Below are 24329 nucleotides of genomic sequence, written 5' to 3'. Positions count from 1 at the left end.
ATCACACTATGAGTACGTTAATCAACAACTACCCGGTATTCGAAGACAATCAGGTTCTTACCAGCACCCAGCTCAACCAGCTGCAGAACTATCTCAATCAGCAAAACCGCCTGACGCGCGTCGCCCTGATCGGCGTCGGCGTTGTCTGCGGTATGAATGTCGTCTGTTCCCCCGGCCGCGATGAGCTGACCATCACCAAAGGGGTGGGCGTCACGTCCGAGGGACATCTTGTCACCATCGGCGACTGTGTGACCACGCAATACCGCTCCTATGAGAAGCCGAACAGCGTTAGCTATCCCCCGTTCGAGGACCCGGTGACCCAACTGCAGGATGTGGAGCTCTTCGAGCTGCTGACCGAAGAGGCTGAAGTCGATCCCGAAGATACGGTGACCGATTTGAGCGAAGAATTCCTGGAGGATAAAATCGTCCTGCTGTTCCTGGAGTGTTACGACAAGGATCTGAAATCCTGTCTGGGCAAAAGTTGTGACGAGCTGGGGATTGACCGCATTATCTCCCTGCGCAAGCTCGTGATTTCGAAAGAGGAGCTTGAGAAGGTAAAAGAGCGGACCGAGGGGGGATTGCTGGAGGCGGCCTACCCGGAAAAGTATGATCTGCCTGTCCTGCAGATGAAGCGGGCGTTGATCCGACCCGAAACCCCGGCCTCGCGCTATTATATCGGGATGGCCGGGGAATACCTGGAAGCCATCGACGAGGTCTGGGATCCCCTGTACGAAGCGCTGCATCAAACGTATGGGGTGTATGAGCCTGTGCTTGAGGAGCTTTACCCGGAAAACCCGTTCGACCATGATATCCTCAAAGAGATTAAAGAGAAGTGTGAGGCGTATCTGGGGTCCTATTCTGATTTTTCGGAGCCCATATTCGGGATACAGTATTTCTATGATTTTGTGAAGGACCTGATGCTGGCCTATGAAGAATTTCGTCTCACCGCTTTTGAACTCAGCGGGGCCTGCTGTCCCGACCGGTCGCGCTTTCCCAAACACCTGATGCTGGGAGAAGCGTGTGCGGGAGAAGGGGACTTGTGCGATGATGTTGAATACAGGAACGAATTTGTCGCCTCGCCTGTATTCAGCGAGCAGCGCAACCTTGCTGAGAAGGTCCGGATGCTGCACAAGCGACTGGTGATGCTGTGGGAAAGTTTTGACCTGAAACGGCTGGAGGAGCCGCGGGAACGGCAGATCAAAATTACTCCCAGCTGCGAGAAAAAAAGCTTTATTTCCGAGCGGGCCATTCCCTTTTATTACGATTCCGACCGGGAAAGCAGCTTCGAAGGACTGGGTACGCTGGAGAATAACTGGGACTTCAACCTGCAGCGGCAGTGCCGGAACGAAGAACAGCCCGTTCAGCTTTCGTATGACAACCACCAACCGGACTCCGAGTGGGATGATCCCGTATCGACCCCGCTGAAATATGATCTCGATCCCTATAACTTCCTGCGGATTGAAGGCCATATCAGCAAGCATGTTGAAGAGGTGGAAGAGGAGCTCCGGGAAATTAAAAACGAGAACAACCTCTCCTTTGATATTAAGAAGGTGTACTTTGGCGATCTGATGGGGGAGAAGCCGCTGCCGGACTGCCTCTTGGAAGATCTGCAACCCCAATATTCAATATGGCGCAACAAAGTTTTGCTGTTTCTCAAGAATCTGGTACGGAGCAGTAAAACGGCCGAGCGGGCTATACTGAATCGCAGTATGCTAACAGCAGAGCCTTCAGCTTCCCACGAAAGCCGGAATTTTGCCTCCGGCCCGATGGGGAATATCAACCTGAACATGTCTGATCTCTCCAACCTGTTTACGGGAGCCGAGCCCTCCCGGATCAATGAGTCGGCCAATCGGTTTTATTCGGTAATGAGAAACCTCGAACGTGCCGGTAACCCGGCATATCAGCCGCGGACGGCCGCTTATACGAGCTATACCGATACCTCCATCCGGGATCTTTTCTCCTCGTTAAACGACTGCCTGCATCAGCTGATTGACGCGATGCCCCGTGACCTCCGCGACTTTGACATGGAGATCTGGCTTACCCATTACAAGTGCGTTCTCCGGGTGGTCGTTAAGATGATGAAATGGATTGCAGGATACGCCACAACACCCCAGATGCGCGCGGCTATTTTACTGTATCTTTATATCATAGGAATCTTACACCGGCTGTTGTCTTTTCTGGCCATCTATCCCTATATCACCATCCGCATCCTGAACGATACGCTGCAGGAGCGGCAAGAAGCCCTTGCGGAATCGTTGCAGCTTTCCCGTTTCCGGGACAATCACCCGGGACCCGACCACAAAGCCGGGGTGGCGCCGGGAGATACGTTCCTGTTGGCCTACCAGCTGCCTCACCGGGTGGAGGATTTTACCGATGAGGATGGCAACGCCGTTGAGTGGCCGGTGGAGATGGGGGAGATCCTGAAATTTCCCTTTGGGTCGGATGACCAAAACCTGGATTTTGAGCAGTATCTCGAAATGACCGCGGAGATGGAGGGACTCGTTGTTGCCGACTTTACGCTCCCGTTTACCTGCTGCGACGACTGCGAGGATGTGCCTTCGGCCGCCGTTACGCTCGATCCGTTTGTCCCCCCGGTCACCGCTGTCGCCCGGCCCGATAGCCTAACGGACCTCACCGGCTACAACAACGTAGAGATACAGCTTATCAATGACCTGTATGATCCGTCGGTCTATGAAGCCGGCATAACGGGTGTTCCGAACTTCGGGAATACCTCATTCAGGGAGGATCCGTACGAGCCGGACCATACCAAAACCAAACAGATGCTGGTCTATGAGATAGATCCCCAGAAAGTGGCAGCGGAAATTCAGCGTACTGACGACTTTTTCATCATTGACGAGTTCGATTATGAAGTCAGAGACACGAACAGGAGGGAAGTGGTCGGCAGCGATACGATCACGATTTTCATCCCGGTGGAACGCACTGCCAAGCCACAGACAGGTACGGTGACCGGAACCGTGGAAGGAGTCGATGCGCAGGGTAACCGGGAGCCGCTTCCGGGCGTTAACGTGACCGTAGAAAATGAAGCTATCGGAGCTGCAACAGATGTTAACGGTGCATTTACCATATCCAAGGTACCATTGGGTGATCAGACACTGGTCGCTTCGTTTGTGGGATACCTGACTGCTACCAGGGATATAACAGTGGGTACGGGAGCCAATACCGTCAGTTTTGTTTTGAGTCAGGCCGACGATATTCATATTAATTATGAGCGGATACTGAGAGCCCGGGAAATAGAAGAAGACACGGAAGACGCCCGGAAGATAAAGAAATATTATGCTGCAAGCATGACCAACGCCAAGGAAAGGGCGGTTGAGATGGAAAAGCGGGAGGCAAAAGAGGAGGTAACTGCCATAACAAAGGCGGCCTCTGCCGTTGAAATGTTCTCCGACGAGGAAGAAATCAGCGTGGTTAAACTGAATAACGAATACAATACGCGGAGAAATGAGCTGGTTCATGCCGTTCAAAACACCGGGGGAGCTGAGAAAGAGCTCCACAAGGATGCGTTGAAAAACCTTACCGAAGCTTATTTGAATCGTCTGGCCTATACTCAGCCGAAGGAGCTGAGCAGTACGAGCAAGGACGTGCTGAAAGAATCATCCACCATCTTCAATGCCGAGTCCGACCTCGATATGAAAAAGACCATTGATGAGTGGAAACAAAAGTCGAAGGGCTATATCAGTGAGGATTTTGAACATAATCTCAACGACAACCTGAAACTCAAATAGATCGAATCCGGCCATAATCATATCGTCAGAAGTTGTGTGATGGACCTGCACCTTGCGGAACGCAGCAAAGCAGATCCCATCCGGGACCGGGTTTCTACCATCTGCCGTGAGCAGATTATACCGGCCCTGTCCGAAATCTGTGATAAACTTACGGAAAATCAGGAGCAGCTGTTTTTGAATAGGCTGGAGCTCGACCTTGGTGTCATACCGGAGGATGAGCTGGAGCAGGTACTGGTCAGCAAGCTGGTGGATACGTTCGAGGAACAGATTAAAGAACTGATTTTGAATTCTGATATCGACAGCGGGATGGCCTCTCTCACCGGCAAAAAAGAACAGGGGGAAGATAGCACAAGCCGCAGCCGGGTCGACGTGCTGATGCACTACTTCCGAAGGGGGACGATCCCCTGGTGGTGCCCGTATCCGGGGACCGATATAAGAGGATGGATTGAGGAGCAGTTTTCCGAAGACGCTCGATCGTTCCTGTCGGCGATAGAGCGGGAGCTGGGATCACCGGCCGTACGCGGACGTGTGATTCGTCATTTCAGCGACGCTCAGTTCCGGCGTCTTTTTGAAGCACGCCAACTGACGGAAGTTTTCCGGTTTTATGAATCCGTCAGGCAAGCCGTTCGGTCTGAACCCGGGCAGACGTCCCGCTCGTGGAAAACGATCCGGAACGTGTTCCTGGATGCATTGCTGGAGCGGGTCGGAGGGACCGGTTCCAGCCCATCCACGCCCTCTTCTTCTGGCTCACAACCGTTATCCGATGCACAAAAAAAGCGGGTGGTGGCCGGCGCCGTTTATCTGCTGGTGGAGGAGCAGGGTCTGTCCAGAAAGATTATTGACGCGATTATTTCCGATGGTCCGCCCGGAATTTCCCTTTTTTCGGATGATGAATGGGAACGAGCCTTCGATGAGTTTGACTCCTCATCCGGATCCCGTCCGGCGGATACAACGAAAGATCCTCCCCCCAAAGCTGATATCCCGTCAGGTCCGACCGGTGCAAAGGAGGAAGATCAATTTATCGAAATCCAAAATGCGGGACTTGTGCTGGTCTGGCCCTATCTTAATAAGCTGTTCGAACACCTGGACTTTGTTGAGGAGGGAGCGTTCGTAAGCGACCCGGCCACCCACCGCGCGGTACACCTGCTGCACTTTATCGCTGCGGGTCACGAAGAGGGCGAAGAGCATAAATGGCCCCTGAACAAGTTGCTTTGCGGCCTGGAGCCGGAAGGCCTTGTCCCGGAGGATATCGAATTGTCGGACCGCGAAAAAGAGGAAGCGGTGGCTATGGTGAAATCGACCATCGACCACTGGAAGGCACTGAAAAACACCTCGGTCGGCGGATTCAGAGAGACCTTCCTGCAGCGACAGGGCATCCTCAGGTCCGATCCCCACGGATGGAAAGTGGAAATCGAGCGCATCACCTATGATATCCTGCTGGATAAACTCCCGTGGCCGATATCCGTCATCAACCTTCCATGGAACGAGGAGGTCATACACGTACAATGGTAGCTGAAAAAATTGAACATAACGCACGCGACCTGAAGGCCGAACTCGACTGGTTCAGAGAGATCCTGAAAACCCGGTCGAAGCTGAATGCCGGTGAAGAAACCCGACACGAAGATGTCTACGACATCCCCCCGCCGAATCTCAACGGCCCTCATTCCACCTATGCCCGGTTTGTTAAGAAACATGAGCTGGATTTCGAAGCCCGTTTTTTGCTTATACTGGCCATGGTTCCTCACATCAAACCGGAACTGCTCGATGTATTTCTGACCAAAAACCAGAATACCCAGCAGATTTTCACGGAATTCGGCGGTAAAAAGGGTAAGAATCATCAGGGGTTTTTACCGACCGGAGAAACGGCCATGTTCATTCTTGCCGGCAGTGATCTGAGGCGGCGTTTTTCCATTCAAGGGGCCTTTGATGCAAACCACTTGTTCCGGCGCGAAAATATTTTGTGGCTGGAGAATATGGAGAACGGTGAGCCGCGGATGAGCGGGGCCCTGCAGATATCAAAAGAGGTCTTGGATTTACTCACCATAGGGGAACTCCGAAAACCGGATTTCAGCGCCGAGTTCCCGGCCAAGCTGCTTACCACTAAAATGGCGTGGGACGATCTGGTGCTGTCGTCCAGGACGCTGGAGCAGCTGGATGAACTCGAGACCTGGATACGGAACCATCATACCCTGAGAAAGGACTGGGGGATGGAGAAAAAGCTGAAACCGGGTTACAAGGCGCTTTTCTACGGTCCGCCGGGAACCGGTAAGACCCTGACGGCCACCCTGCTGGGTAAAAAAACGGGGCGCGATGTCTACCGCATCGATCTCTCCCAAACGGTGTCGAAATATATCGGGGAAACGGAAAAAAACCTGGCCAACATCTTCGATCGCGCCGAACATAAAGAGTGGATCCTGTTTTTTGATGAGGCTGACGCCCTGTTCGGCAACCGTACCAGCACCAAAGATGCCCACGACCGCTATGCCAACCAACAGGTTTCCTATCTGCTACAGCGTATCGAGGATTACGACGGACTGGTGATCCTGGCCTCAAACCTGAAAAACAATATTGACAACGCATTCCTGAGGCGGCTGCAGGCGATGATCCATTTTCCGGTTCCCAGCTACAGTGAACGGCTGGAACTTTGGAAGCAGGGCTTCAGCAATGCGGCCCGCCTGGGAAACGAGATCGATCTGAAAGCGATTGCCAAGGAGTACAAAATCGCGGGTGGAACCATTATAAATGTCATCCAGCACAGCTCCCTGAAGGCACTGGGCAGGGACAGTAATAAAATACGCCTGAGAGATATTACAGGCGGAATAAAACGGGAATTGCACAAAAGCCGGAGAACCATTTAATAACCCTTAGGTGACCATGTTTAAGCATATACCCTATTCCGGACGACAACGAGATACTGAAGCATCGCGGTCGGATCGCTTTGTGGGGTTTGATTCCGGGCGGGAGGCCATCCGGATGCAGCCCGAAATCCAGGCCAGGCTGAAGATCGGCCGTCCCGGGGACAAGTACGAGCAGGAAGCCGACCGCGTGGCTGACACTGTAATGCGAATGCCGGACCCACAGCTTCGACGCCCATTTGTTGAAGACGAGGAAGAGAAGACACAAATGCAGCCTACCGGAGAAGAGCAGCAGCTGCAAATGCAACCTTTCCATGAAGAGGAGGAGCTGCAGATGAAGTGTGAGCAGTGTGAAGAGGAAGAGAAAATGCAAATGAAGTCCTCAACTAATGGGGGGACCCCCTACGCCCCATCCGATATCACTCGACAACTCGATGCTACCAGGGGCTCGGGGGAGTCATTACCTCAGGATCTGAAGCACGAGATGTCGCAAAAAATGGGGGCTGATTTTTCAAGCATAAATATTCATACGGGTACCGGGGCTGCAAGATTGAACCGGAAACTGGGCGCCCGTGCATTTACTTACGGACAGGATATATATTTTGATAGCGGAGCATTCAACCCGGAATCATCAGCCGGCAAACGTTTGTTAGCTCACGAATTGACCCATACCGTTCAGCAAGGCTCATCACCAAAGATAATCCAAAAGGATGACAATGAGGAACAGGATCAGGTACGGGAGGCAACGGAATCGGAGCGACGCGAATACGTCCGGGAGGCTATCAGATATTTTGAAAATGCCGGTGAATTCTTTCAACGGGCCTCAATCCGCAATGACAAGATGTTAGTCAGCATACTGCGCGGTTGGCATGAGGCCGTTTTGCATAATGAAAATATCATCAATACGTATCTCAATGAAGACGCCACACTGCTTCAGGAACTCAGGCAAGCCTACACCACCGGCCTCAGGAATTTAATGACAAGGGCTTCTGCGCAGTTGAACGAGCCGACAGTCCGGCTTTATCTCCAAAATATGCATCTCATCCCTGAATGGGCATGGCCCGGCACGGCTGACTTTAATCTGGCTACAGGCCAGGAAAAAAGAGACTTCATACAGGCCACTACAAATGCTTTTAATGATGCGACGACCTTTTCCGGTTTTACAACCTTTACGGATGCCACACTCAGAGATGTCCTTACCCGTTTGAGGGATCTCCTCCATTCCCAGTTGGAGATCATTAAGGGAGACCTCGGGAATGATCAGTCACTTAGAGATAATTTGCATAACGCTTATCAGGCGGCTTTGGACAGGGTACTGTCGGCCGCTGCCCCGCAAATGGGTCAGAGTGTAACGCAATTATATATTCAGTATATGGATTTGATTCCCGAAGGGATGGAAAATTATGAGCCGGGTATTTCGACGCCTGTTCCGTCAGGCGTCACCCCTGATGCAAGTGGTAATGTGGTATTCACTATCAATGGCATTGAAATTACGATACTACCGGATAGTGCTCAGGCTGGTTCCGGTGCTGAGACCTCCTTCAGTTTTTCGCACGGAAACATTAATGGGACCACCCGGAACGGTGTCATAACCAGTTTTACAGGGCCTGATCCATCAACAGTGACGATTCAAACAAAGTACAATCCAACTATGTCTCCCGGTAGTCCATCCGGTTATGGGCGGGGAACCACTGCGACGGATGAGGCGCGCGGTAACACCAGTTTGGGGTTCCACGAAAGCAGGCACGGCTTGGATTTTATCAGATACATCAGGGATCATCAGCCTCCGACCTTTGACGGTGCTGTTGGCGACTCTGTAGCAGATTTTCAGGCAAAAATCAACGATTGGCAGCAGGCCTGGCAGGATTATTCGGATGATATGGATGAGACATCATTACAGAATACAGATTGTGTCGGGACGACTATTGACCAGTACAACGCTGCTCAGAATCCACCGGTCGTAACCCATCATTGTCCATAGATATACGTGAAACAGCGAGCTTAAGAACCCCGTCATTAACCCGGAGGACCCTACCGATATCATCCAGGGTGGGATACTGACCCAAGGCCGCATGATATCTAACGGTCCATAGGAGTCCGACAGACTCCATAGGCTAAGGAGTAAGCCGCAGTTATGAACTGATTACAACTGGCACCTGATATGCAGGCAGAGAATGGAAGCACAAAAATAAAGCTCTTTCGTACGGGCATGAACGAGAATGGAGATCTCTAACTTATGTTTCAGAACGAGACAAAAAACGACTCAGATAACCTTTCAGGTCTGGAAATAGGTAACCCCGACGACCAGTTCGAGAAAGAAGCCGATGCCGTGGCTGACAAGGTAATGATGATGCCGGATCCTCATCCACCCTCCGGGGATGACGAAGAAGATAGAGAGCTTCAAATGCACCCTTCCTCCTCTCAAAAGATGCGGATGAAGTCTGCCCATGGCGAACAGCCTGTACTTCAGATGCAAGCCAAAAACAGAATGGAATTGACCATGCGTCCTTCCGCTGAAGAAGAGGAGAGCGGAACTGCTGCACCTGTACAAGCGAAACCGGAGAACAACTCAACGGATCGCAGTAAACCTGAAAACAGGACGGGCCGGCTTGGCAACAGCACCAGAGGGGGACAGCCGCTCCCCAAAGCGGTTAATTCGGAGTTGAGTTCCAAAATGGGGGCTGATTTCAGCAGTGTGCGCGTACATTCCGATAGCAATGCGATACGAATGAATCAACAGCTGGGAGCCCGCGCCTTTACCCACGGAAGTGACATCTACTTTAACAAAGGAGAGTTCGATCCCTCCTCAACATCAGGCAAACATCTTCTTGCCCATGAGCTGACCCACGTCATGCAACAAAGAGAGGGGACTACCCCGGCAATACAGCGGTATGATGATGAATGGTCGGTGCCGGGTTCAGAAGTGACGGTTTCTCTCTCGGGTATATCCTTTCATCCCCATGCGCATGAACTGAGCGTTTCGAGGACCTACCGGCAGCAGGGGATCGCCATTATTTTGAAAAAACTGTTGGAAGACGAATATGAGGAAGGTCTGGAGAACAGAATACCGGCAAACGGTGAGTACTATGGTCTTTGGGGCGACCCTGACAGAACCCCTGATGAGGAAGGACGATCCATAGGATCACTAACACTCGATTATGAGGTTGCCTTGAATGTCATCTCCTGGCTGGAAGAGCATGATTATACGATCACCGGCATTACAGAGCGGGAACGGGAACTGCTGCAACTTGGCAGGGTCTCGGGCGACTTGTATGAATCGCTGCGGGACGATTTGCCCCCCTGGGTTTCCGAGTTTATCTTTCAACGGCTCATGGCCAAGCACGGCTCGCTGCTGGAGGAATACCGGCAGCAGCAGGGAGAAAGAGAAAGCGATCCTTATTCGGTGACCACCTGTGCGGGGGAAGGATGTCTTGAAACAAGAATATTGAGGGCGCTCAGGCAGTCGATCAATGTGATGGAAGCCATTCGACATGACTTTACCCTTACACTGTCTGAGGAGAGCCAACGATTTTACGAGCTGGCATGGGAAGTCCCGGAACAGGGAATTCCCACCCGGGTTGAGGATGAAACATTGGCCAGCAGGTTTTTGCTTTTCTGTTATACGCAGCCGGCCTATTCCGAACGGGCCGTGTCAAGCCACGAAGCCAGGGTGGAGATTATCCGCCGGTTTATGAGCATCTCCATGTCACAGACGGAAGAGGGGCGCAGTGAAACGGTCCGCGATGAGCCCACTACATATAATACTCCCCCCTTCCCCGCTTATATTAAAAGTTTTCCCGAATTAAAGCCGCTATCGGGTGTCCGGCACACCCTGCCTCTGGCGTTTGCCGTGACCGGGGCTGAATACGATTTCAGCATGAATCTGGTTTATCCGGACATCTATGATGCTCTGGGGGCATATTTCTCCTATGGGTATCACTGGGAATTCAGCCGCGTTCCCCTTCAGGCATTATTGGAAGGGGAAACCCCCTCCGAGGAGGAAACCGAAAGCGGACAACCCACCCTGGGGGGCGCCATCGTATCCCGTCTGAACCGGGCAATCGAATATCGGCAGGAGGATTACGAAACCATCGAGGAAGACCTGGGCATATTCGCACCCATGGCGTACAACCTGGTAGAACTTAACTCGACACTTCGGGCGCTGGGGGCTGTAACGCTGCCATTCTTCTATGAATTGAATCGTCCTATTCATGAAAAACGGTTTGTCTTTGAAGAGCCGGGCGTCTATTTCGTTACATGTGTGACCTATAGACGTAGCGAGCGTACAGGTGAAGAAGCGGTTGTGCGCGTACCCAGTGAAGCCATCTATGCTTTTCCGATCTATGTAAATTCACCGGACGTATTGTCCGGACGATATCTGTTCAGCAGCCAGGTTGAAGCTCAAAACAGGAGGGAGCGAGTCGGGGAAATACAGGAGCGGCTGGAGAGCGAAGACCTCGAAGAAGAGGAGCGAACGAGCCTGGAACGGGAACTTCGACAACTACAAATACTGACCGGTTCCGATGTAGGCAGGGAGATAAAACTGCGACGAGATGCCATTGTGGAAGCGGTACTGTCGCACGAAAAAAACAGAATTCAGCGATTACCATCTGATGAACAACAGGAAGCGCTGCAAGATCGGTTGACTGCTATTGAATCGGCCCTGGATGAAGAGGACGCATTCGGAGATGATATTATTGCATTAGCTCAAACCATTATGGAGGAGCGAAGTGAAGCAAGCAGAGATGACCGCGACTTCTATGCGCCGCTGGAAAGAGGATTAAAACAGATCAATCAAATATTATCAGTAAGGAGTTCCAGGGGATTGACCTCCGCTCAAAGAGTCAGGGCCCATTTTATCGGGGATGAAGGAGCCACTATTGAGTTGACCATAGAATATGTGCACGACGAAGAAAATGATGAATACCATATTTCAGATCTTACCACTCCAGATAGCGGGGACACTACCGTAGATGAAGAGGAGACAGATGATCAGGATACTCCCCCGGTTGTATTGGGAATCGTGGACCTTCTGGAAAGTACCGCCGGATACGGGGAACGAGGCTACGTGGCTGTGGAATGGGACAGTACCCGTTACGTCCGGGAGGTGAATGCGAGTACAGCCCGGATTATCACCGAAGGTATTGATAATGCCGTAACGATCGTTGAATTAGCGGCCATTGCTGCAGCGCCATTTACGGGAGGCTCAAGTCTGGCTATTTTGGCGCCGATCGGAATTATTGGCGCCACACCCGCAGCTTACCGACTGATCAGCCGGTACGAAGATTCGACCCTGCGGTTGGACTGGAATTCAGCCTCCGACATGCTGGCGCTTCTCGGTGCCGCCGGAGAAGCGGGTAGTGCATTGAGACTTGTCAGAATTCCCAACCGTACCTCTCGTATTGTTCTCGGGTTGGGCCACAAGGGACTGGAAGGTATTATCATCGGAGGAAGCCTTTGGCAGGAAATTGAACAGATCCAGTCGTCGAACCTTTCGTTGGGAGAAAAACGCACCCGGCTAATGCTTGCCCTGGGCAGGGCGTTACGGGATTTTGGCATGCTGATTGGAGAATCAATGATTGAGAAAGCATACGATCACGATGGAGCTCCCGATCAGACCATCCCCGCGTCGGAAGCTGGCCGGCTTCCCGGTGATGAGGGGAGCGGAGATCAACCTTCGGCCGAATCTGAAACAGGCTCGGAACTGGACACGCCGGATCCCGGGGGAGAACAGCCCGTCGATACCACCGAGGCAACACCCTCTGAAGCAGAAACGGAAGGAGCCGAACAACCTGCGGTTTCCGAACCCTCATCGCCCGAAACCGGGGAAGGCACTCCTTCAACGGAAGGTGACCGCCGGGCCGAGGCCACAGAAGGGACTGTTGCTCATGAAGAAGGAACAGAGGCGGAGGCCGAACAGACGGAACAAACCCAATATGAAGCGACGGTAGAAGAACTGGCCCGCCGGCCGGACAGCGACGATCTCGATAGCCTGCCACCCGAGACCCGGGCGTTGGTAGATCGGCTGACTCGGATGATCGGAGCTTTCCAGCGAATGAAAGACCGGGCGGAGGGGCATAATGTTCCGATGGCGGAATCACTCGCTCACTATATTGATGAAGCCGCAGGAAAGCGAGAGGAATTGATGAATAATCCCGACAGCGAAGATGCCCGTGTAAATGCGGATGATCTCCTGGATGGAATGCAAGAGATAAGGAATGTCCTGCGCGGCCGGCTGGATGCCCCGGAAGAGACGACAGAGGGAGAAACGGATCGCGAAGCGGACCCGGCCGAAGAGACACAACAGGAAACGGAAGGAGAGGTCCCGGAGTCCCGACCGGATCAGGGATCCCTTCAGACACCGGCTGACCTGATGGAAGGAGATCAGTTCTCCGGATTTGGAGACGACTCCCGGCGTCTGAATGAACTGTACCGGATTTACAAGGAGGGAGATGAAAGCCGGGCAGAGGTCTCACCGATCGAATGGGCCTATCGTACACGGGGAGAAGCTCGCAAAATATTGGACAGTTACCTGCCGGAAGGATGGGCGCGCCGCAGGAGCAGAAGCCCGGGACGGGCCGCAAGGGGCGAAGTCGTCGTAACCATTACGCAAAGTATGCTCGATGAGATCCCGTATCCTTCCGACGAGGTATCACTACCAATGCCCGTAAGGCCGGGGGATTCGCTGATACTCAGGGCATCTACGGACCGACCGTCCACGACTGCTTTACGGCGGCTTTTTATGGATAATTTGGACAACCTCTCTGCTGAAGTCCGGCAGAGTTTTGACGAAGCCGTGCAGGATACTATGCGCCGATTCAACATGAGAGAGTTGAGGGACCGGGGATTAATTTTTTATGATATCGAGGGCAACCGGCAAATCTGGCCGGTTGACGAAGCGGGTAATGCCCTTGAGGTACATCACATTATTGAATTGAGATGGGGAGGTACCAATGCACCTGCAAATCTGATAGCTATCAAGTACCGCGAACACGAATTGCTTTCCCGGTGGTGGAACGACCTGCAGTCGTATGTGTTGCAGGATAGTGAACTCGGAGAAACTTTTGAGAATCCCGATGCCCAGGGTGAACGTGCACCCGAAGCAGACGAAATGATGTATACGGAGTAATTAAAAGGCATAGGAGGAAACGACCTGAATTACAAAATGAAAAAACATCAAAAAATTTCCCGTATGGGATGTACATACACCAGGTAGAGATAGAAGAAGGCGAGCGATATGACCAGAATAATCACGCCCAGCACCGGTGAGGTCACTTTGATTCCTCTTGCGGAGGCTTCAAATTCGGTAACACTGTCTTCGGTGGCTGTTTCGCCGTCTGCTTGTTGGTTGCGTATCGATTTATAAAACTGGATACCCGAAAAACTTATTCCGGATAAAACAAGCAGCAGTACGGACCAAAAGATCAGCTTAGAAGAGAAAAGCTGCCAGGCGAATACTTCTTTGCGATGTTCAAACCCCGATACCCTGTATTCGTAATAAGCATACATGGCGTCTTGGTATACGGCCATCGTAGAGTCATCAAACAGTTTCTGCTGGGCAGGCGTCGGAGGGCTTATAATGGAATCGGGAAAGGAGGGGCCGGGAGCTGCTTGCCTTTCCTGCTCCATCTCCCGGAGAATCTGCTCGACGGTTTTATCCTGCTGTTGTGTAGTGGAATCAGCTGACGAATCGGGAACCTGGGCCGGTGTGGTCAGGGAGATGGACAGCAGGCAGATAAGCATGGCCGATTTCAGGACGATTGACGCAGCACATTTCATAATCATTTTGTACGAGTATGTTGCAGTAAATGTCAGGGATATCTGTTATTGAAAGTTATTCATATAGAGCTTTTCCAGGAATGTATATCTCAGATCTATTTTTTCATATAGGGTAGAAACACTATCCTGTTCGAATGTTTTGTAATTCCGGAAAGAATGTTCATCCTTCAGGAGTGTTTCAATCTTGTTCAGCTGTTGCTGTGCCACGTATTCAAGCCAGTCATTCAGACTCTGTAGCCAGTCACTGTCCACTTCAGAATAGTTGGTGGCCACAGATCCGGGAGGAGCAGCGGGCTGAGACGCCTCCTGTACCTCATATTTCATGAGCATGGTGAAGGTGGTATCACCTGTTTCCGGATCAACAAAATACGTTTCGTCCGATAGTGTATGCCCCCGAATGGTTCCGTCGGAGTAATGGGTTTCAATAGTACCGTCTTCTTTAACCAACTGTTTGACAATCGTTCTTTCAGTAGTTGAGGTATCCCCAGCAGCGTTGGCATCAAATTTTTTCAGGACTTTTATCGATTTTTGTTTGAGAATAGTTGGATATGCCAGGGTCTGATTCGGGGGAGAGAACCTGAATTCCACAGGAAAGTAGAATTCAAAGAGTAGCTGATTTTGATTTGCACTGAATACCTGGATTCTGAGTTGATCCACGGTCACTTCCCCCGATCGAATGGTAAAATTAATTGTCTCTGTTCCCTCTCCTTTGAAAACGGGAGAACCGCTGGCTGCATAGTTGGGCGTAAGACTACCCGATGTGATGGGACGAATAAAAACACGTGCACCACCTGGCTCATCTACATTATATTCGAAGGTTATGGAGACTTGCTGATCGAAATTCAGGTGAGAGGGCGAATCCGGTGAGATCGTAGTTATCGATATGGATTGGGCCAGTACAGGCCCATTTGGTATGGATAATATGGCTAATATAATGAACGTAGAAATAAGCCTGCTCATGATTAATCTCTCCCTAAATCAGTTATGGGTGAGGTTCTGTTCGGGACCAGTTGATGAATCAGGGCCAAATGATACAATTATTTAAATCCTGATTCCTGTTTTTCATAAATAGATCACTGGAGCAGATAAAACCGATAGTTATCTATTAATTATTAAAAAAAATACAAGAAAAACACTACCGAACTTTACTACCGAATTTTTCCACTCTTTTCGCGGAAGAGTATCTATGGTATGCGGACTTATATATTCTGTTTAGTCACTATATTTCCGGTATGACGATAAAATATGGAATGAAAGCGTGACGATGTAAAAACCCATTATTCTTGCAATATCCCCGTTAAACTATTTTATTAGAGAATAAAGGAGGGGGGTATAGTAAGTATGTCCTTCTTTCCTTACTCATATAAATGAAATAAAGTTAGTTTGTTATGGCTGAGAAAGTTAAAAAGTTCGAAGAAATGATAGAGAATCCGACGGCTCATCAGCTAAAATCATATTACGATGCTAAAGAAAAAGCTTGCATCGATGCAATGAAATCGACCCGATCTAAAAATCCCCATAATAAAGGTTCAAATTTAGCTGAGTTCTGGGATTATGTTTACGAACAGTTCTATGAGATTCAATAGTATAAAATAAGCCGGATGAATAAATGAAAAGTCTGTTAGTTTAAAATACTTTCAGACTATTTATTATTTTATAAAAAGTAAATAAAGTATATGTCTATAAATATATTCTATTGAAGTATTATATATTTATATTTAAAGTAATAAAATTAAAAATACCTTTTATAAAATTTATTTTTAAGATTATTAACACCAGATATCAAATCTATTTTTTCAGATCTGAAAAAAATTGTGTAATTTTCAAATAAGTTAATTTCTTTGGGCAAATAAGAAGAACCGTTTTCTAATGAGGGAGGTAAGTTATATCTCGTTTAAACTCCTGAAAATAATAAATCTTGACATTACAGTGTACTATGTATGTGTTGGAACATGCAAGCACAATTATATGTTGAAAAAATAGGGCGAGATATATTTAATCTTAAAGTATAGACATATGGATATTAAATTTGTAAATCGCAAAAAGATCAATAAAGCCAAAAAAAGATCGTCAAAATACAAACCCCTTTTGGAAGCCTTGGATAAACTGGAGGTTGGCGGTGATGCTATTGAAGTACCGTATGAGGATGATAAGAACGTGAATTCTATGCGGACCGCTGTCTATCAATACAACAAGGATAAAGGTGTTAAGATTAAGAGTGGAAAAGATGAGGATAGAAAGAAAATCTATTTTTATCGGGAAGAATAGCCGCTTTTATGACAATCTCTCACCATTTCTGTTACTGTCGCATACACAAGACTTATTATCAGCGCGCCTTGCGATCTTCGGACGGTTGAGTAACTGGTAAAATAAAATATCTGATTTTATTGGGCGATTGCTTTTTTGCAACACTCAATGGCACCATTTGGTTTATTTAATCCACCTGGTGATAGAACTCTGATATACCTTTCATAGAACTTGCTTTGGAATATACCCCTGATGGAACTCAAAATTTAGAATAATTTAGAATCACAATTTCAAACAACGGGCTTTAAAGCAAATGAGGGCCTTTTAAGTGAGCTGGTGACTGGATTCGAACCAGCGACCTATTCTTTACGAGAGAATCGCTCTACCCCTGAGCTACACCAGCTGATTTCAGTCCAAAAGGTTGCTACCGGGATGCAAGACCCAAGAAACAGTTTTGGCACTTGTTTTACCTTTTCTTCCACTTGGCCCGGATTATTCATCAAGAAATTTGAATATGGACAAGGCGAAGTTGAACCACACTTCAGAGAAGCTCAATAATATTACCTGCTTAAAGGTTATTGAGCATTCATGGGTGAATAATTAGAATCAAAGATCGATAATATAAGGATTGTTACCATTTGATGACAAGTAAAATGAGTTTTAAAATAAAATACTGGCGTTCGAGGGAGCTCTTGACTATTTTCAGGGATCTAAAATACTATTTACTATGCAAAGTTTTATTACAAACTACCCGGTGTCGTTTTATTTGATTGCAGCTAATGCACTCATTTCGCTGGCAGCACTGTATACAACTCCCGGTTTGTTACAGGCCGGGTACCTAAAACCTTATCGAACCGTTCGCGAAAATACCTGGTACGAGCTTCTGAGTTCGGGGTTCCTGCACGCCAATATAGGACATCTTTTTGTGAATATGTTCACGCTTTATTTTTTTGGCCCCGTGATGGAGCAGTTATTGGGCCCGTACTATTTTTTGGGACTTTACCTGACGGGACTGATTGTGGCAGGTATCCCCTCCGTAATAAAATTCCGGAATGACCCCAATTATGCGACACTGGGAGCATCCGGGGCGGTGGGTTCGGTACTTTTTGCCTTTATCCTTTTGTTTCCGCTGGAAAATATATATTTAATGCTCATTCCCATCCCCATACCGGCTTTTGTCTTTGCGATTGCTTACCTGCTGTACAGCATGTATGCGAGCAAACAGGCGCGTGGCAAAATTAACCATGAAGCGCATCTCGCAGGGGCCATCTGGGGGATGGTTTATTTAGTGGTTTTCGTACCCGATACGATCGACCATTTGTTAACCGTATTCGGTTTTATATAAGAGGGCTTTTGCAAAACCGTTCTTTTGCCCAATGCAGGCTTTATCGGTTGGTTGAAATCCTCGCCTATAGGCTATATGCTTTAATTTAACCTCCCTCTGCCCCTGACCTTGAAAAAAACCTCTGCAACCCTTCCCGCCCTCTTACTCCATATTGCAGAGCAAGTCCAAACTCAAATGGTACGAATTCACCGCCGGACACTGTCATCCGTTTTGAGCGCGAAAGTCGTCCATGAAATTGACCAGTGTTTCTACACTTTCCCGGGGGCAGGCATTGTACATGCTCGCACGAATACCGCCTACACTGCGGTGACCTTTAAGGGTATAAAGGTCATGTTCTTCCGCCTCCTCGAGGAATTGCTGCTCCAGTTCTTCCGAGGGAAGACGGAACGTCGCATTCATAATCGACCGGGAATCTTTCTCAACGGCGCCGCGATAAAAGTCGTCTTTATCAATCTCGTCGTAGAGAAGTCCCGCCTTTTCTTCATTGTACTGCTTAAAGTGGGCAAGTCCGCCTTTGTCCTGGATCCATCCCAGTACCAAATTAACCATATACACATTAAAAGCGGGCGGTGTGTTAAATATTTTTTCGGTATGGGTTTGATACTGAAGAATAGTCGGTACATTCTCAGTGTTGGCCCTGTTCAAAAAGTCCTTGCGGATAATAACAATCGTTACGCCGGCCGGCCCGACATTTTTCTGGGCGCCCGCGTAAATAATGCCATACCTGGACGCGTCAATCGGTCTGGATAAAAAATCCGAAGAAGCATCACAGACCAGGGGCACGCCATCGGTTTCCGGTTCTGAAGGAAACTGCGTGCCCGCAACCGTATTGTTGGAAGTGAAATGTACGTAGACAGGATCGTCGCTCAGGTCGAGCTCATGGTTCTCGGGAACCCGATCGTATCCGCTGTCGCTGCTGCTGTACGGCCGATGTACATTGCCAAACAGTTTGGCTTCTTTGATCGCTTTGTTCGACCAGCGTCCGGTATCAATGTAATCTGCGGTTTGGTCCTCCCGCAAAAAATTATACGGTGCCATCATGAACTGAGAGCTGGCACCCCCCTGCAGGAACATGATTTTGAAGTCATCTCCCAGGCCGAGAAGTTCTGTCAGCCGTGATTTGGCCTGCTGGTCAATAGCCTCATATTCGGGGCTCCGGTGACTCATTTCCGCAATTGAGCGCCCTTTGTTTTTATACTCCAGCAACCCTTCCGTTGCTTTTTTTAGAACTTCCACCGGTAAGATGGCGGGACCTGCGCTAAAGTTGTGAACACGATTCATAGTAAATAGAATGTATTTATTGGATTAAAAAGTGTGAACAAGTAGTCCTGATCGTAGTTTGGGTTCAAACCATGTCGACTTCGGTGGCATAAGTAAGCCTTCATCAGACACCTCGATCAGTTCCTCAATACTGGTTGGATACATGCTGATAGCCATGCCGGCCTCTCCTTCATCGACAAGCCGCTCCAGTTCACCGGTCCCTCGAATGCCGCCGACGAACGATATGTTTTTATCGCGGCGGGGATCCGTAATATCGAGCATGGGATCAAGCAGAAATTCCTGGAGCCGGTGTACATCCAGTTTTTCAACGCTGTTGGGATTTTCGGTCACCGGCAAGGTGGTGCCATACCACGCTCCATCAATATAAATGGAAAGGTCCCCTTTTTGCGAAGGCTTCGGATCGGCATCCTTCCTTAGTTCAAAACGCTCCCCGAGTTGAGAGAGAAAATCGTCGGGAATATCGTGGACGATGCGGTTATAGGACAAGATACGCATATCGGACATGGGAAAGACCACCGCCGGAAAGAAATTGTACTCCTCCGTTCCGGTATGGTTGTCATTTTTTCCCCGTTCCTCCGCTGCTGCGCGTGATGCACTTTTGCAGCGGTGGTGTCCGTCGGCTATATATAATTTTGGAATATCTTCAAACACCTCTTCAAAGGGAGTCGTTTTTTGCACTTTCCAGAGCTGGTGCGTTACTCCGTCGGAAGCGACAAAGTCGTACAGCGGATCTTCCTGAACGGCTCCTTCGATAAGCTGTTGGATCTTGTCGTCATCCTTAAAGGTGATCATGACCGGTTCGGCATGGGCCTGTTGTGTGGTAATGTGGCGGGTTCGGTCATCTTCTTTCTTGGGACGCGTGAGCTCGTGTTTCAGGATGACTTCGTCGTTGTAATCCTGCACCGGCACGCAGCTGAAGATACCGGTTTGGGGGCTCCCTTTCCAGATAAGCCGGTAAATATAAATGCACGGCTCTTCTTCCTGCTGCAGAATATTGTCTGAGAGGAGCTGCGATAGATTTTCGGCGCCTTTTTCATAGACTGCGCCATCATAAGGATCGATATCCTCAGGCAGATCGATTTCAGGTCGAATTACATGCAGAAAACTGTTCGGCTTGCCTTTCGCCAGTGTTCGCGCTTCGTTAACGTTAATAACATCGTAGGGTACGCAGGCGATCTCCTCGACATTCTCCGGGGCGGGTCGCCATGCTTTAAAAGGATGTAAATGGGCCATTAGAATTAAAAATATATCCGTTAAACAATAGTGTAATGACAGCTATCAAAGGTAGTTGTTTGACGGGAATAATTAAAATTTCAAACGAGAATAATAGCCTGCTCTCCAGGGGCGATACGGACCCTTTATGTAGCCTCGATAAAAAGCGTCGTGCAACATTCAACTGTCCCGCGCATAGCTTTATTTAGCGTGACATTAGGGGATAAAAAACTGTTTTGCAAAAGCCCTGTAATATTAATCAAGAACCTTTATCCTGATATTTTTCCAGCGGACTTTCACTTCGTTTTCAGGAGTAGCAGAATGAATCTGAAGGGCAATGGAACCGGTCGCCTCCCCAATTTTTTCATCCTTCAGGTGTACCATCTGCCGACCGTTCAGCCAGCTTGTCACTTCATCTCCCTCCACACGAATCGTCATGTGATTCCAGTCGTCGGGTTTCAAAGCTGCTTTTTCTTCTTCCGGGCTGGGCTGAATGAGCCATCCCCTGCCATACGATTCATAAATGCCTCCCGTGTGAGATCCCGGGGGCGCTACCTCTACCTGCCAGCCGCTGATCTTCGTCCCCTCCAGGCTTGACCGGATAAATACCCCGCTGTTGCCGTTGGATTCCTGTTTGAAATCCAGTTCTAATACAAAATTTTTATAGTTTTCTTCCGTAGAGAGGTAGCCGTATTCTCTGTCAGGGCCACTTTCACAGACCAGCTCTCCATCCTCAACATACCATTTTTCGGTCCCGTGAACGTTCCATCCGGAGAGATCTTCTCCATTAAACAGGGATTTAAATTCCTGAGCGCTTGCCGGGCTGCTGAGAAAGAAGAAGGTAGTGCATAGAAGTAAAAAATATTTCATGACTCTGATTTATTAATTTATCTTTAATGGTTAGGTTACCGGCATCGAAGTACGACGATATCGAATGATCGGAATAATTACAAATTTGATTAACTTCGATAGAAGATAACCAATTATTTTCAATGAAATACGGTATTATATGGATCAAATAGATATGAATAAAGATAATTTGTCAGAAGAGCAACAGGAACAGTTGCTGTTCATGATGCTTGTTCAACAGCATCAGCAGATTGCCATGATGGGAATGGGTAAAGTGGAAAACCCCAATACAGGAAAAGTTGAACGGGAGCTGAAATCGGCAAAGTTTGCTATAGACACCCTTGTAATGCTTCAGAATTACACAGCGGGGAACCTCCCGAAGAAGCTGGATGATTATTTGACCGAAACGCTGAACAATCTGCGTATGAATTATGCCGATGAAGCAGACAAAGACAGGGGTGAGGCAGCGGAACAGAAAGATGAGCAGGAATAACCGGTGACAGGACTGACAGCTGCAGGGGGGGTATTGTTTCGACAGGCATCCGGCACAGGAGGCACGGAAGTGCTGTTGATATTTCGGCGGGGCGTCTGGGATCTGCCCAAAGGAAAAAAAGAACAAAAGGAGACTATCGAGGAGTGTGCTGTGCGAGAAGTGGCGGAGGAAATCGGCCTTAACCGCCTTCCGAATATAGTTGAACCCCTGCTAAAAACCTATCATGAGTATGAGCAGGAAGGCGTTCATTTCGGGAAAACAACCCACTGGTTTGCCATGCAGCTCTCCTCGGAGGTAGCATCTTTTACTCCTGAAGAAAAGGAAGGTATTGAAAGGGTGGAGTGGTACTCCTTAAGAAGGGCAAAAGAGATGGTAGGATACGATAACTTGCGGGATGTGCTTGGAGAATTAGAGAATCTCATTTCTAAACCATAGAAAAGGGACCTGCTCTTCCCAGAAGGCCCCTTTTTGCTTCCAATCTGAATGAAGTGTGTTGCGGATCAGTTTTGAAGTTGGAAAATAATGGGCAGGCTGTACTGCACGCGGACCGGATTTCCTCGCTGCTGTCCCGGCTTGAACTTGGCCTGCTTGACCACACGCAGGGCCTCTTCATCAGCTCCGCCGCCGATGCCGCGGATAACCTTCGGGTCTTCCACATTTCCCTGTTCGGTCACAATAAACTGGATGATTACCCGGCCTTCAATACCGGCACGACGTGCTCGTTCAGGATAGTTAATTTTTTGCTGCAGCTCACCGAGCCCGCCGATAAGCTCCGGCATCTGCTCGACAGCTACAAAAAAGTCCTCTTCCTCCTCTTCCTTTTCTTCCGGAGGGGGAGGCATGTCCATGGGTTCATTCAAGTTCATATCGGCATCCAGGTTGATGTCCTGGTCCTCAATGATTTCATCGTTGGGCACTTCCACCGGCACCTGCGGTTTGGGCGGGGGTGGGGGCTGCTCCTGCTGCTGGGTTTGGATCACTTCCTCCATTTCTACGACTTCCTGCTCTTCGGTCAAGTCAGTGTCTTGTTGTTCCGACCTGAGGTCTACTTTCATTGCTACAATAAAGAGTAGTAGTACCGCTACCAATCCCAATTGCAGGAAGACGGTATAGTATTTTCTCAAGTCTGATGTAGGTTTTTTTCGTTCGTAACGCATGATATCCTCCGCGTTTTGTAAGTAAATTTTTTTTTGTTTAGCTAATGAAACAAATAATTTCGCAAAACCTCTAATTTAGTAACGAAAAAATAAGCCAATTGTTTCCGTTTGATTTTTTGGATGTTTTGCAGGCGGATATGCTTCCTGAAATTAAGAAGAAGTTCGGTAACAGCCTTTCGGGCTGTATCAGGGGCCATCAGAAGTTTTTGCGAAGTCTTATTTCTGCCGGAAACGGAAGATTCGGACTATTAAAATCGCAGGCGGAATCGTAGTTGGTGGGAGGAATGAAAACATGCGGCATATCGAACTACAGTAAGGATGCTGCATTATTGCGGAGCGAGAGTGCCTGACGGAAGTAAACCCCAAAACAGGTCCCTCCCCCTCCCCGATAAAAAAGGACCTGCCTTTGGAGCAGGTCCTTTTAACTTTTAATCAGATAATGGGTTGTGTCACTGTGTTAACTTTGAAGCCGGAAGATAATGGGCAGGCTGTACTGCACGCGGACGGGATTGCCTCGCTGACGACCCGGCTCAAACTTGGCCTGCTTGACCACACGCAGGGCTTCTTGATCGCAGCCTCCTCCAATGCCACGGATAACCTTCGGGTCTTCCACATTTCCCTGTTCGGTCACAATAAACTGGATGATTACACGACCTTCAATACCGGCACGACGTGCCCGTTCCGGGTAGTTAATTTTTTGCTGCAGCTCGCCAAGACCGCCAATCAGTTCCGGCATTTGTTCTACGGCTACAAAGAAGTCTTCCTCATCCTCTTCTTCTTCCTGTTCAGGAGGGGGCGGCATCTCCAGCGGCTGGTCCATATTGAGATCAGCATCCAGGTTGATGTCCTGGTCCTCAATGATTTCATCGTTGGGCACTTCCACCGGCACCTGTGGTCTGGGCGGGGGTGGGGGCTGCTCCTGCTGCTGGGTTTGGATCACTTCCTCCATTTCCACAACTTCCTGCTCCTGAACAAGGTTCACATCCTGCTTTTCAGTCCTTAAGTCCACTTTCATTGCTACAATGAAAAGCAGTAACGCGACGATCATCCCAATTTCCCAGAAAAGCGTATAGTACTTGCGAAGATCGGCTTCAGGTTTCTTTCTTCTGTTTTTTGGATCAGACATAATTCATGTGGTATTAAGCATTAAACATACTGACTATAGTTAGATTTGTTATGATTATAATTTAAATATTTAGTTGCTTAATGCAAATAAAATTGAACATTTTTTTTGCATTTGACTTTCTGGAGGGTGAGCAAAACCGCTGAAATTTTATAATCAACGCCTTTTGAGAGTGGCAGTTGCTGCTTAATCCTTTTTTATACGTAATGGTTAAAAAATTGTTCAATTTTGTAGTTGAAATA

Annotated in this window: 17 protein-coding genes and 1 tRNA gene; 10 read left to right on the top strand and 8 right to left on the bottom strand. The window is 48.9% G+C overall.

Going from position 1 to position 24329, the window contains the following annotated elements; all coding sequences use genetic code 11:
• Nucleotides 1-8: 8 nt before the first annotated feature.
• The 5 genes from BUB16_RS21745 (at nt 9) to BUB16_RS07020 (ending at nt 13730) form a co-directional block, all read left to right on the top strand.
• Complete coding sequence (locus BUB16_RS21745; RefSeq protein ID WP_073061386.1) at nt 9-3746, top strand: carboxypeptidase-like regulatory domain-containing protein; 3738 nt, start codon at nt 9-11, stop codon at nt 3744-3746.
• A gap of 39 nt (nt 3747-3785) precedes the next feature.
• Nucleotides 3786-5258: a contractile injection system tape measure protein gene (locus tag BUB16_RS07035; RefSeq protein ID WP_073061383.1), complete on the top strand. Its 1473-nt coding sequence runs from the start codon at nt 3786-3788 to the stop codon at nt 5256-5258.
• Entirely contained in the window at nt 5252-6604 is a 1353-nt protein-coding gene (locus BUB16_RS07030) for an ATP-binding protein (RefSeq protein ID WP_073061380.1), read from the top strand. Before BUB16_RS07035 ends, BUB16_RS07030 begins: the two co-directional genes overlap by 7 nt.
• A gap of 16 nt (nt 6605-6620) precedes the next feature.
• Nucleotides 6621-8582: an eCIS core domain-containing protein gene (locus tag BUB16_RS07025; RefSeq protein WP_073061377.1), complete on the top strand. Its 1962-nt coding sequence runs from the start codon at nt 6621-6623 to the stop codon at nt 8580-8582.
• Between the two features lie 255 nt (nt 8583-8837).
• Entirely contained in the window at nt 8838-13730 is a 4893-nt protein-coding gene (locus tag BUB16_RS07020) for an eCIS core domain-containing protein (protein ID WP_073061374.1), read from the top strand.
• 47 nt (nt 13731-13777) lie between these two features.
• On the opposite strand, the gene BUB16_RS07015 is transcribed toward BUB16_RS07020, so the two are convergent.
• Nucleotides 13778-14386 carry a hypothetical protein gene (locus tag BUB16_RS07015; protein ID WP_073061372.1) on the bottom strand — a complete coding sequence of 203 codons (609 nt, stop codon included), beginning with the start codon at nt 14384-14386 and terminating at the stop codon, nt 13778-13780.
• A gap of 39 nt (nt 14387-14425) precedes the next feature.
• On the bottom strand, nt 14426-15340 hold the full coding sequence (locus tag BUB16_RS07010) for a hypothetical protein (protein WP_073061368.1): 915 nt from the start codon (nt 15338-15340) through the stop codon (nt 14426-14428).
• A 428-nt stretch (nt 15341-15768) separates the two neighbouring features.
• Here BUB16_RS07010 and BUB16_RS07005 point away from each other — a divergent pair, with 428 nt between their 5' ends.
• Both BUB16_RS07005 and BUB16_RS07000 read left to right on the top strand, forming a co-directional pair.
• A complete protein-coding gene (locus BUB16_RS07005; RefSeq protein WP_073061366.1) occupies nt 15769-15966 on the top strand; it encodes a hypothetical protein in 198 nt (65 codons plus the stop codon).
• Between the two features lie 430 nt (nt 15967-16396).
• Nucleotides 16397-16648 (top strand): hypothetical protein, encoded by a 252-nt coding sequence (locus BUB16_RS07000; protein ID WP_073061365.1) that lies wholly within the window; start codon nt 16397-16399, stop codon nt 16646-16648.
• A 310-nt stretch (nt 16649-16958) separates the two neighbouring features.
• Here BUB16_RS07000 and BUB16_RS06995 read toward each other — a convergent pair.
• Nucleotides 16959-17030, bottom strand: a tRNA-Thr gene (locus BUB16_RS06995).
• Between the two features lie 324 nt (nt 17031-17354).
• Here BUB16_RS06995 and BUB16_RS06990 point away from each other — a divergent pair.
• On the top strand, nt 17355-17972 hold the full coding sequence (locus tag BUB16_RS06990) for a rhomboid family intramembrane serine protease (protein WP_073061363.1): 618 nt from the start codon (nt 17355-17357) through the stop codon (nt 17970-17972).
• Between the two features lie 201 nt (nt 17973-18173).
• Here the strand turns inward: BUB16_RS06990 and serC are convergent, their stop codons facing one another.
• The 3 genes from serC to BUB16_RS06975 form a co-directional block, all read right to left on the bottom strand.
• Nucleotides 18174-19253: a 3-phosphoserine/phosphohydroxythreonine transaminase gene (gene serC, locus BUB16_RS06985; protein ID WP_073061361.1), complete on the bottom strand. Its 1080-nt coding sequence runs from the start codon at nt 19251-19253 to the stop codon at nt 18174-18176.
• A gap of 24 nt (nt 19254-19277) precedes the next feature.
• Nucleotides 19278-20486, bottom strand: a complete 1209-nt coding sequence (locus BUB16_RS06980) for a DUF1015 domain-containing protein (protein WP_073061359.1) — start codon at nt 20484-20486, stop codon at nt 19278-19280.
• Nucleotides 20487-20720: 234 nt separating this feature from the next.
• Nucleotides 20721-21335 (bottom strand): 3-keto-disaccharide hydrolase, encoded by a 615-nt coding sequence (locus tag BUB16_RS06975; RefSeq protein ID WP_073061358.1) that lies wholly within the window; start codon nt 21333-21335, stop codon nt 20721-20723.
• A 154-nt stretch (nt 21336-21489) separates the two neighbouring features.
• On the opposite strand from BUB16_RS06975, the gene BUB16_RS06970 reads away from it, so the two are divergent.
• Together BUB16_RS06970 and BUB16_RS06965 are read left to right on the top strand one after the other, a co-directional pair.
• The gene (locus tag BUB16_RS06970; RefSeq protein WP_073061765.1) at nt 21490-21807 is read left to right on the top strand and encodes a DUF1844 domain-containing protein; all 318 of its coding nucleotides are present in this window, start codon (nt 21490-21492) and stop codon (nt 21805-21807) included.
• A 3-nt stretch (nt 21808-21810) separates the two neighbouring features.
• On the top strand, nt 21811-22242 hold the full coding sequence (locus BUB16_RS06965) for an NUDIX hydrolase (protein ID WP_084088100.1): 432 nt from the start codon (nt 21811-21813) through the stop codon (nt 22240-22242).
• A 65-nt stretch (nt 22243-22307) separates the two neighbouring features.
• On the opposite strand, the gene BUB16_RS06960 is transcribed toward BUB16_RS06965, so the two are convergent.
• Both BUB16_RS06960 and BUB16_RS06955 read right to left on the bottom strand, forming a co-directional pair.
• Nucleotides 22308-22964 (bottom strand): energy transducer TonB, encoded by a 657-nt coding sequence (locus BUB16_RS06960; RefSeq protein WP_073061354.1) that lies wholly within the window; start codon nt 22962-22964, stop codon nt 22308-22310.
• A gap of 457 nt (nt 22965-23421) precedes the next feature.
• Nucleotides 23422-24090, bottom strand: a complete 669-nt coding sequence (locus BUB16_RS06955; RefSeq protein ID WP_073061352.1) for an energy transducer TonB — start codon at nt 24088-24090, stop codon at nt 23422-23424.
• Nucleotides 24091-24329: the final 239 nt, after the last annotated feature.

Source organism: Fodinibius roseus, assembly GCF_900129315.1.
Classification (GTDB): domain Bacteria; phylum Bacteroidota; class Rhodothermia; order Balneolales; family Balneolaceae; genus Fodinibius; species Fodinibius roseus.
The sequence above is the reverse complement of the archived record's forward strand: the minus strand, read 5'-3'. Positions and strand labels throughout refer to the sequence as shown.

Bases quoted from the DNA above. Each gene is read 5' to 3' on its own strand.
- BUB16_RS07000 (WP_073061365.1), top strand. From the start codon at position 16,397: ATGGATATTAAATTTGTAAATCGCAAAAAGATCAATAAAGCCAAAAAA.
- BUB16_RS06960 (WP_073061354.1), bottom strand. From the start codon at position 22,964: ATGCGTTACGAACGAAAAAAACCTACATCAGACTTGAGAAAATACTAT.
- BUB16_RS07020 (WP_073061374.1), top strand. From the start codon at position 8,838: ATGTTTCAGAACGAGACAAAAAACGACTCAGATAACCTTTCAGGTCTG.
- BUB16_RS07015 (WP_073061372.1), bottom strand. From the start codon at position 14,386: ATGATTATGAAATGTGCTGCGTCAATCGTCCTGAAATCGGCCATGCTT.
- BUB16_RS07010 (WP_073061368.1), bottom strand. From the start codon at position 15,340: ATGAGCAGGCTTATTTCTACGTTCATTATATTAGCCATATTATCCATA.
- BUB16_RS06975 (WP_073061358.1), bottom strand. From the start codon at position 21,335: ATGAAATATTTTTTACTTCTATGCACTACCTTCTTCTTTCTCAGCAGC.
- BUB16_RS06980 (WP_073061359.1), bottom strand. From the start codon at position 20,486: ATGGCCCATTTACATCCTTTTAAAGCATGGCGACCCGCCCCGGAGAAT.
- BUB16_RS07035 (WP_073061383.1), top strand. From the start codon at position 3,786: ATGGACCTGCACCTTGCGGAACGCAGCAAAGCAGATCCCATCCGGGAC.
- serC (WP_073061361.1), bottom strand. From the start codon at position 19,253: ATGAATCGTGTTCACAACTTTAGCGCAGGTCCCGCCATCTTACCGGTG.
- BUB16_RS06955 (WP_073061352.1), bottom strand. From the start codon at position 24,090: ATGTCTGATCCAAAAAACAGAAGAAAGAAACCTGAAGCCGATCTTCGC.
- BUB16_RS07030 (WP_073061380.1), top strand. From the start codon at position 5,252: ATGGTAGCTGAAAAAATTGAACATAACGCACGCGACCTGAAGGCCGAA.
- BUB16_RS07005 (WP_073061366.1), top strand. From the start codon at position 15,769: ATGGCTGAGAAAGTTAAAAAGTTCGAAGAAATGATAGAGAATCCGACG.
- BUB16_RS07025 (WP_073061377.1), top strand. From the start codon at position 6,621: ATGTTTAAGCATATACCCTATTCCGGACGACAACGAGATACTGAAGCA.
- BUB16_RS06970 (WP_073061765.1), top strand. From the start codon at position 21,490: ATGAATAAAGATAATTTGTCAGAAGAGCAACAGGAACAGTTGCTGTTC.
- BUB16_RS21745 (WP_073061386.1), top strand. From the start codon at position 9: ATGAGTACGTTAATCAACAACTACCCGGTATTCGAAGACAATCAGGTT.
- BUB16_RS06990 (WP_073061363.1), top strand. From the start codon at position 17,355: ATGCAAAGTTTTATTACAAACTACCCGGTGTCGTTTTATTTGATTGCA.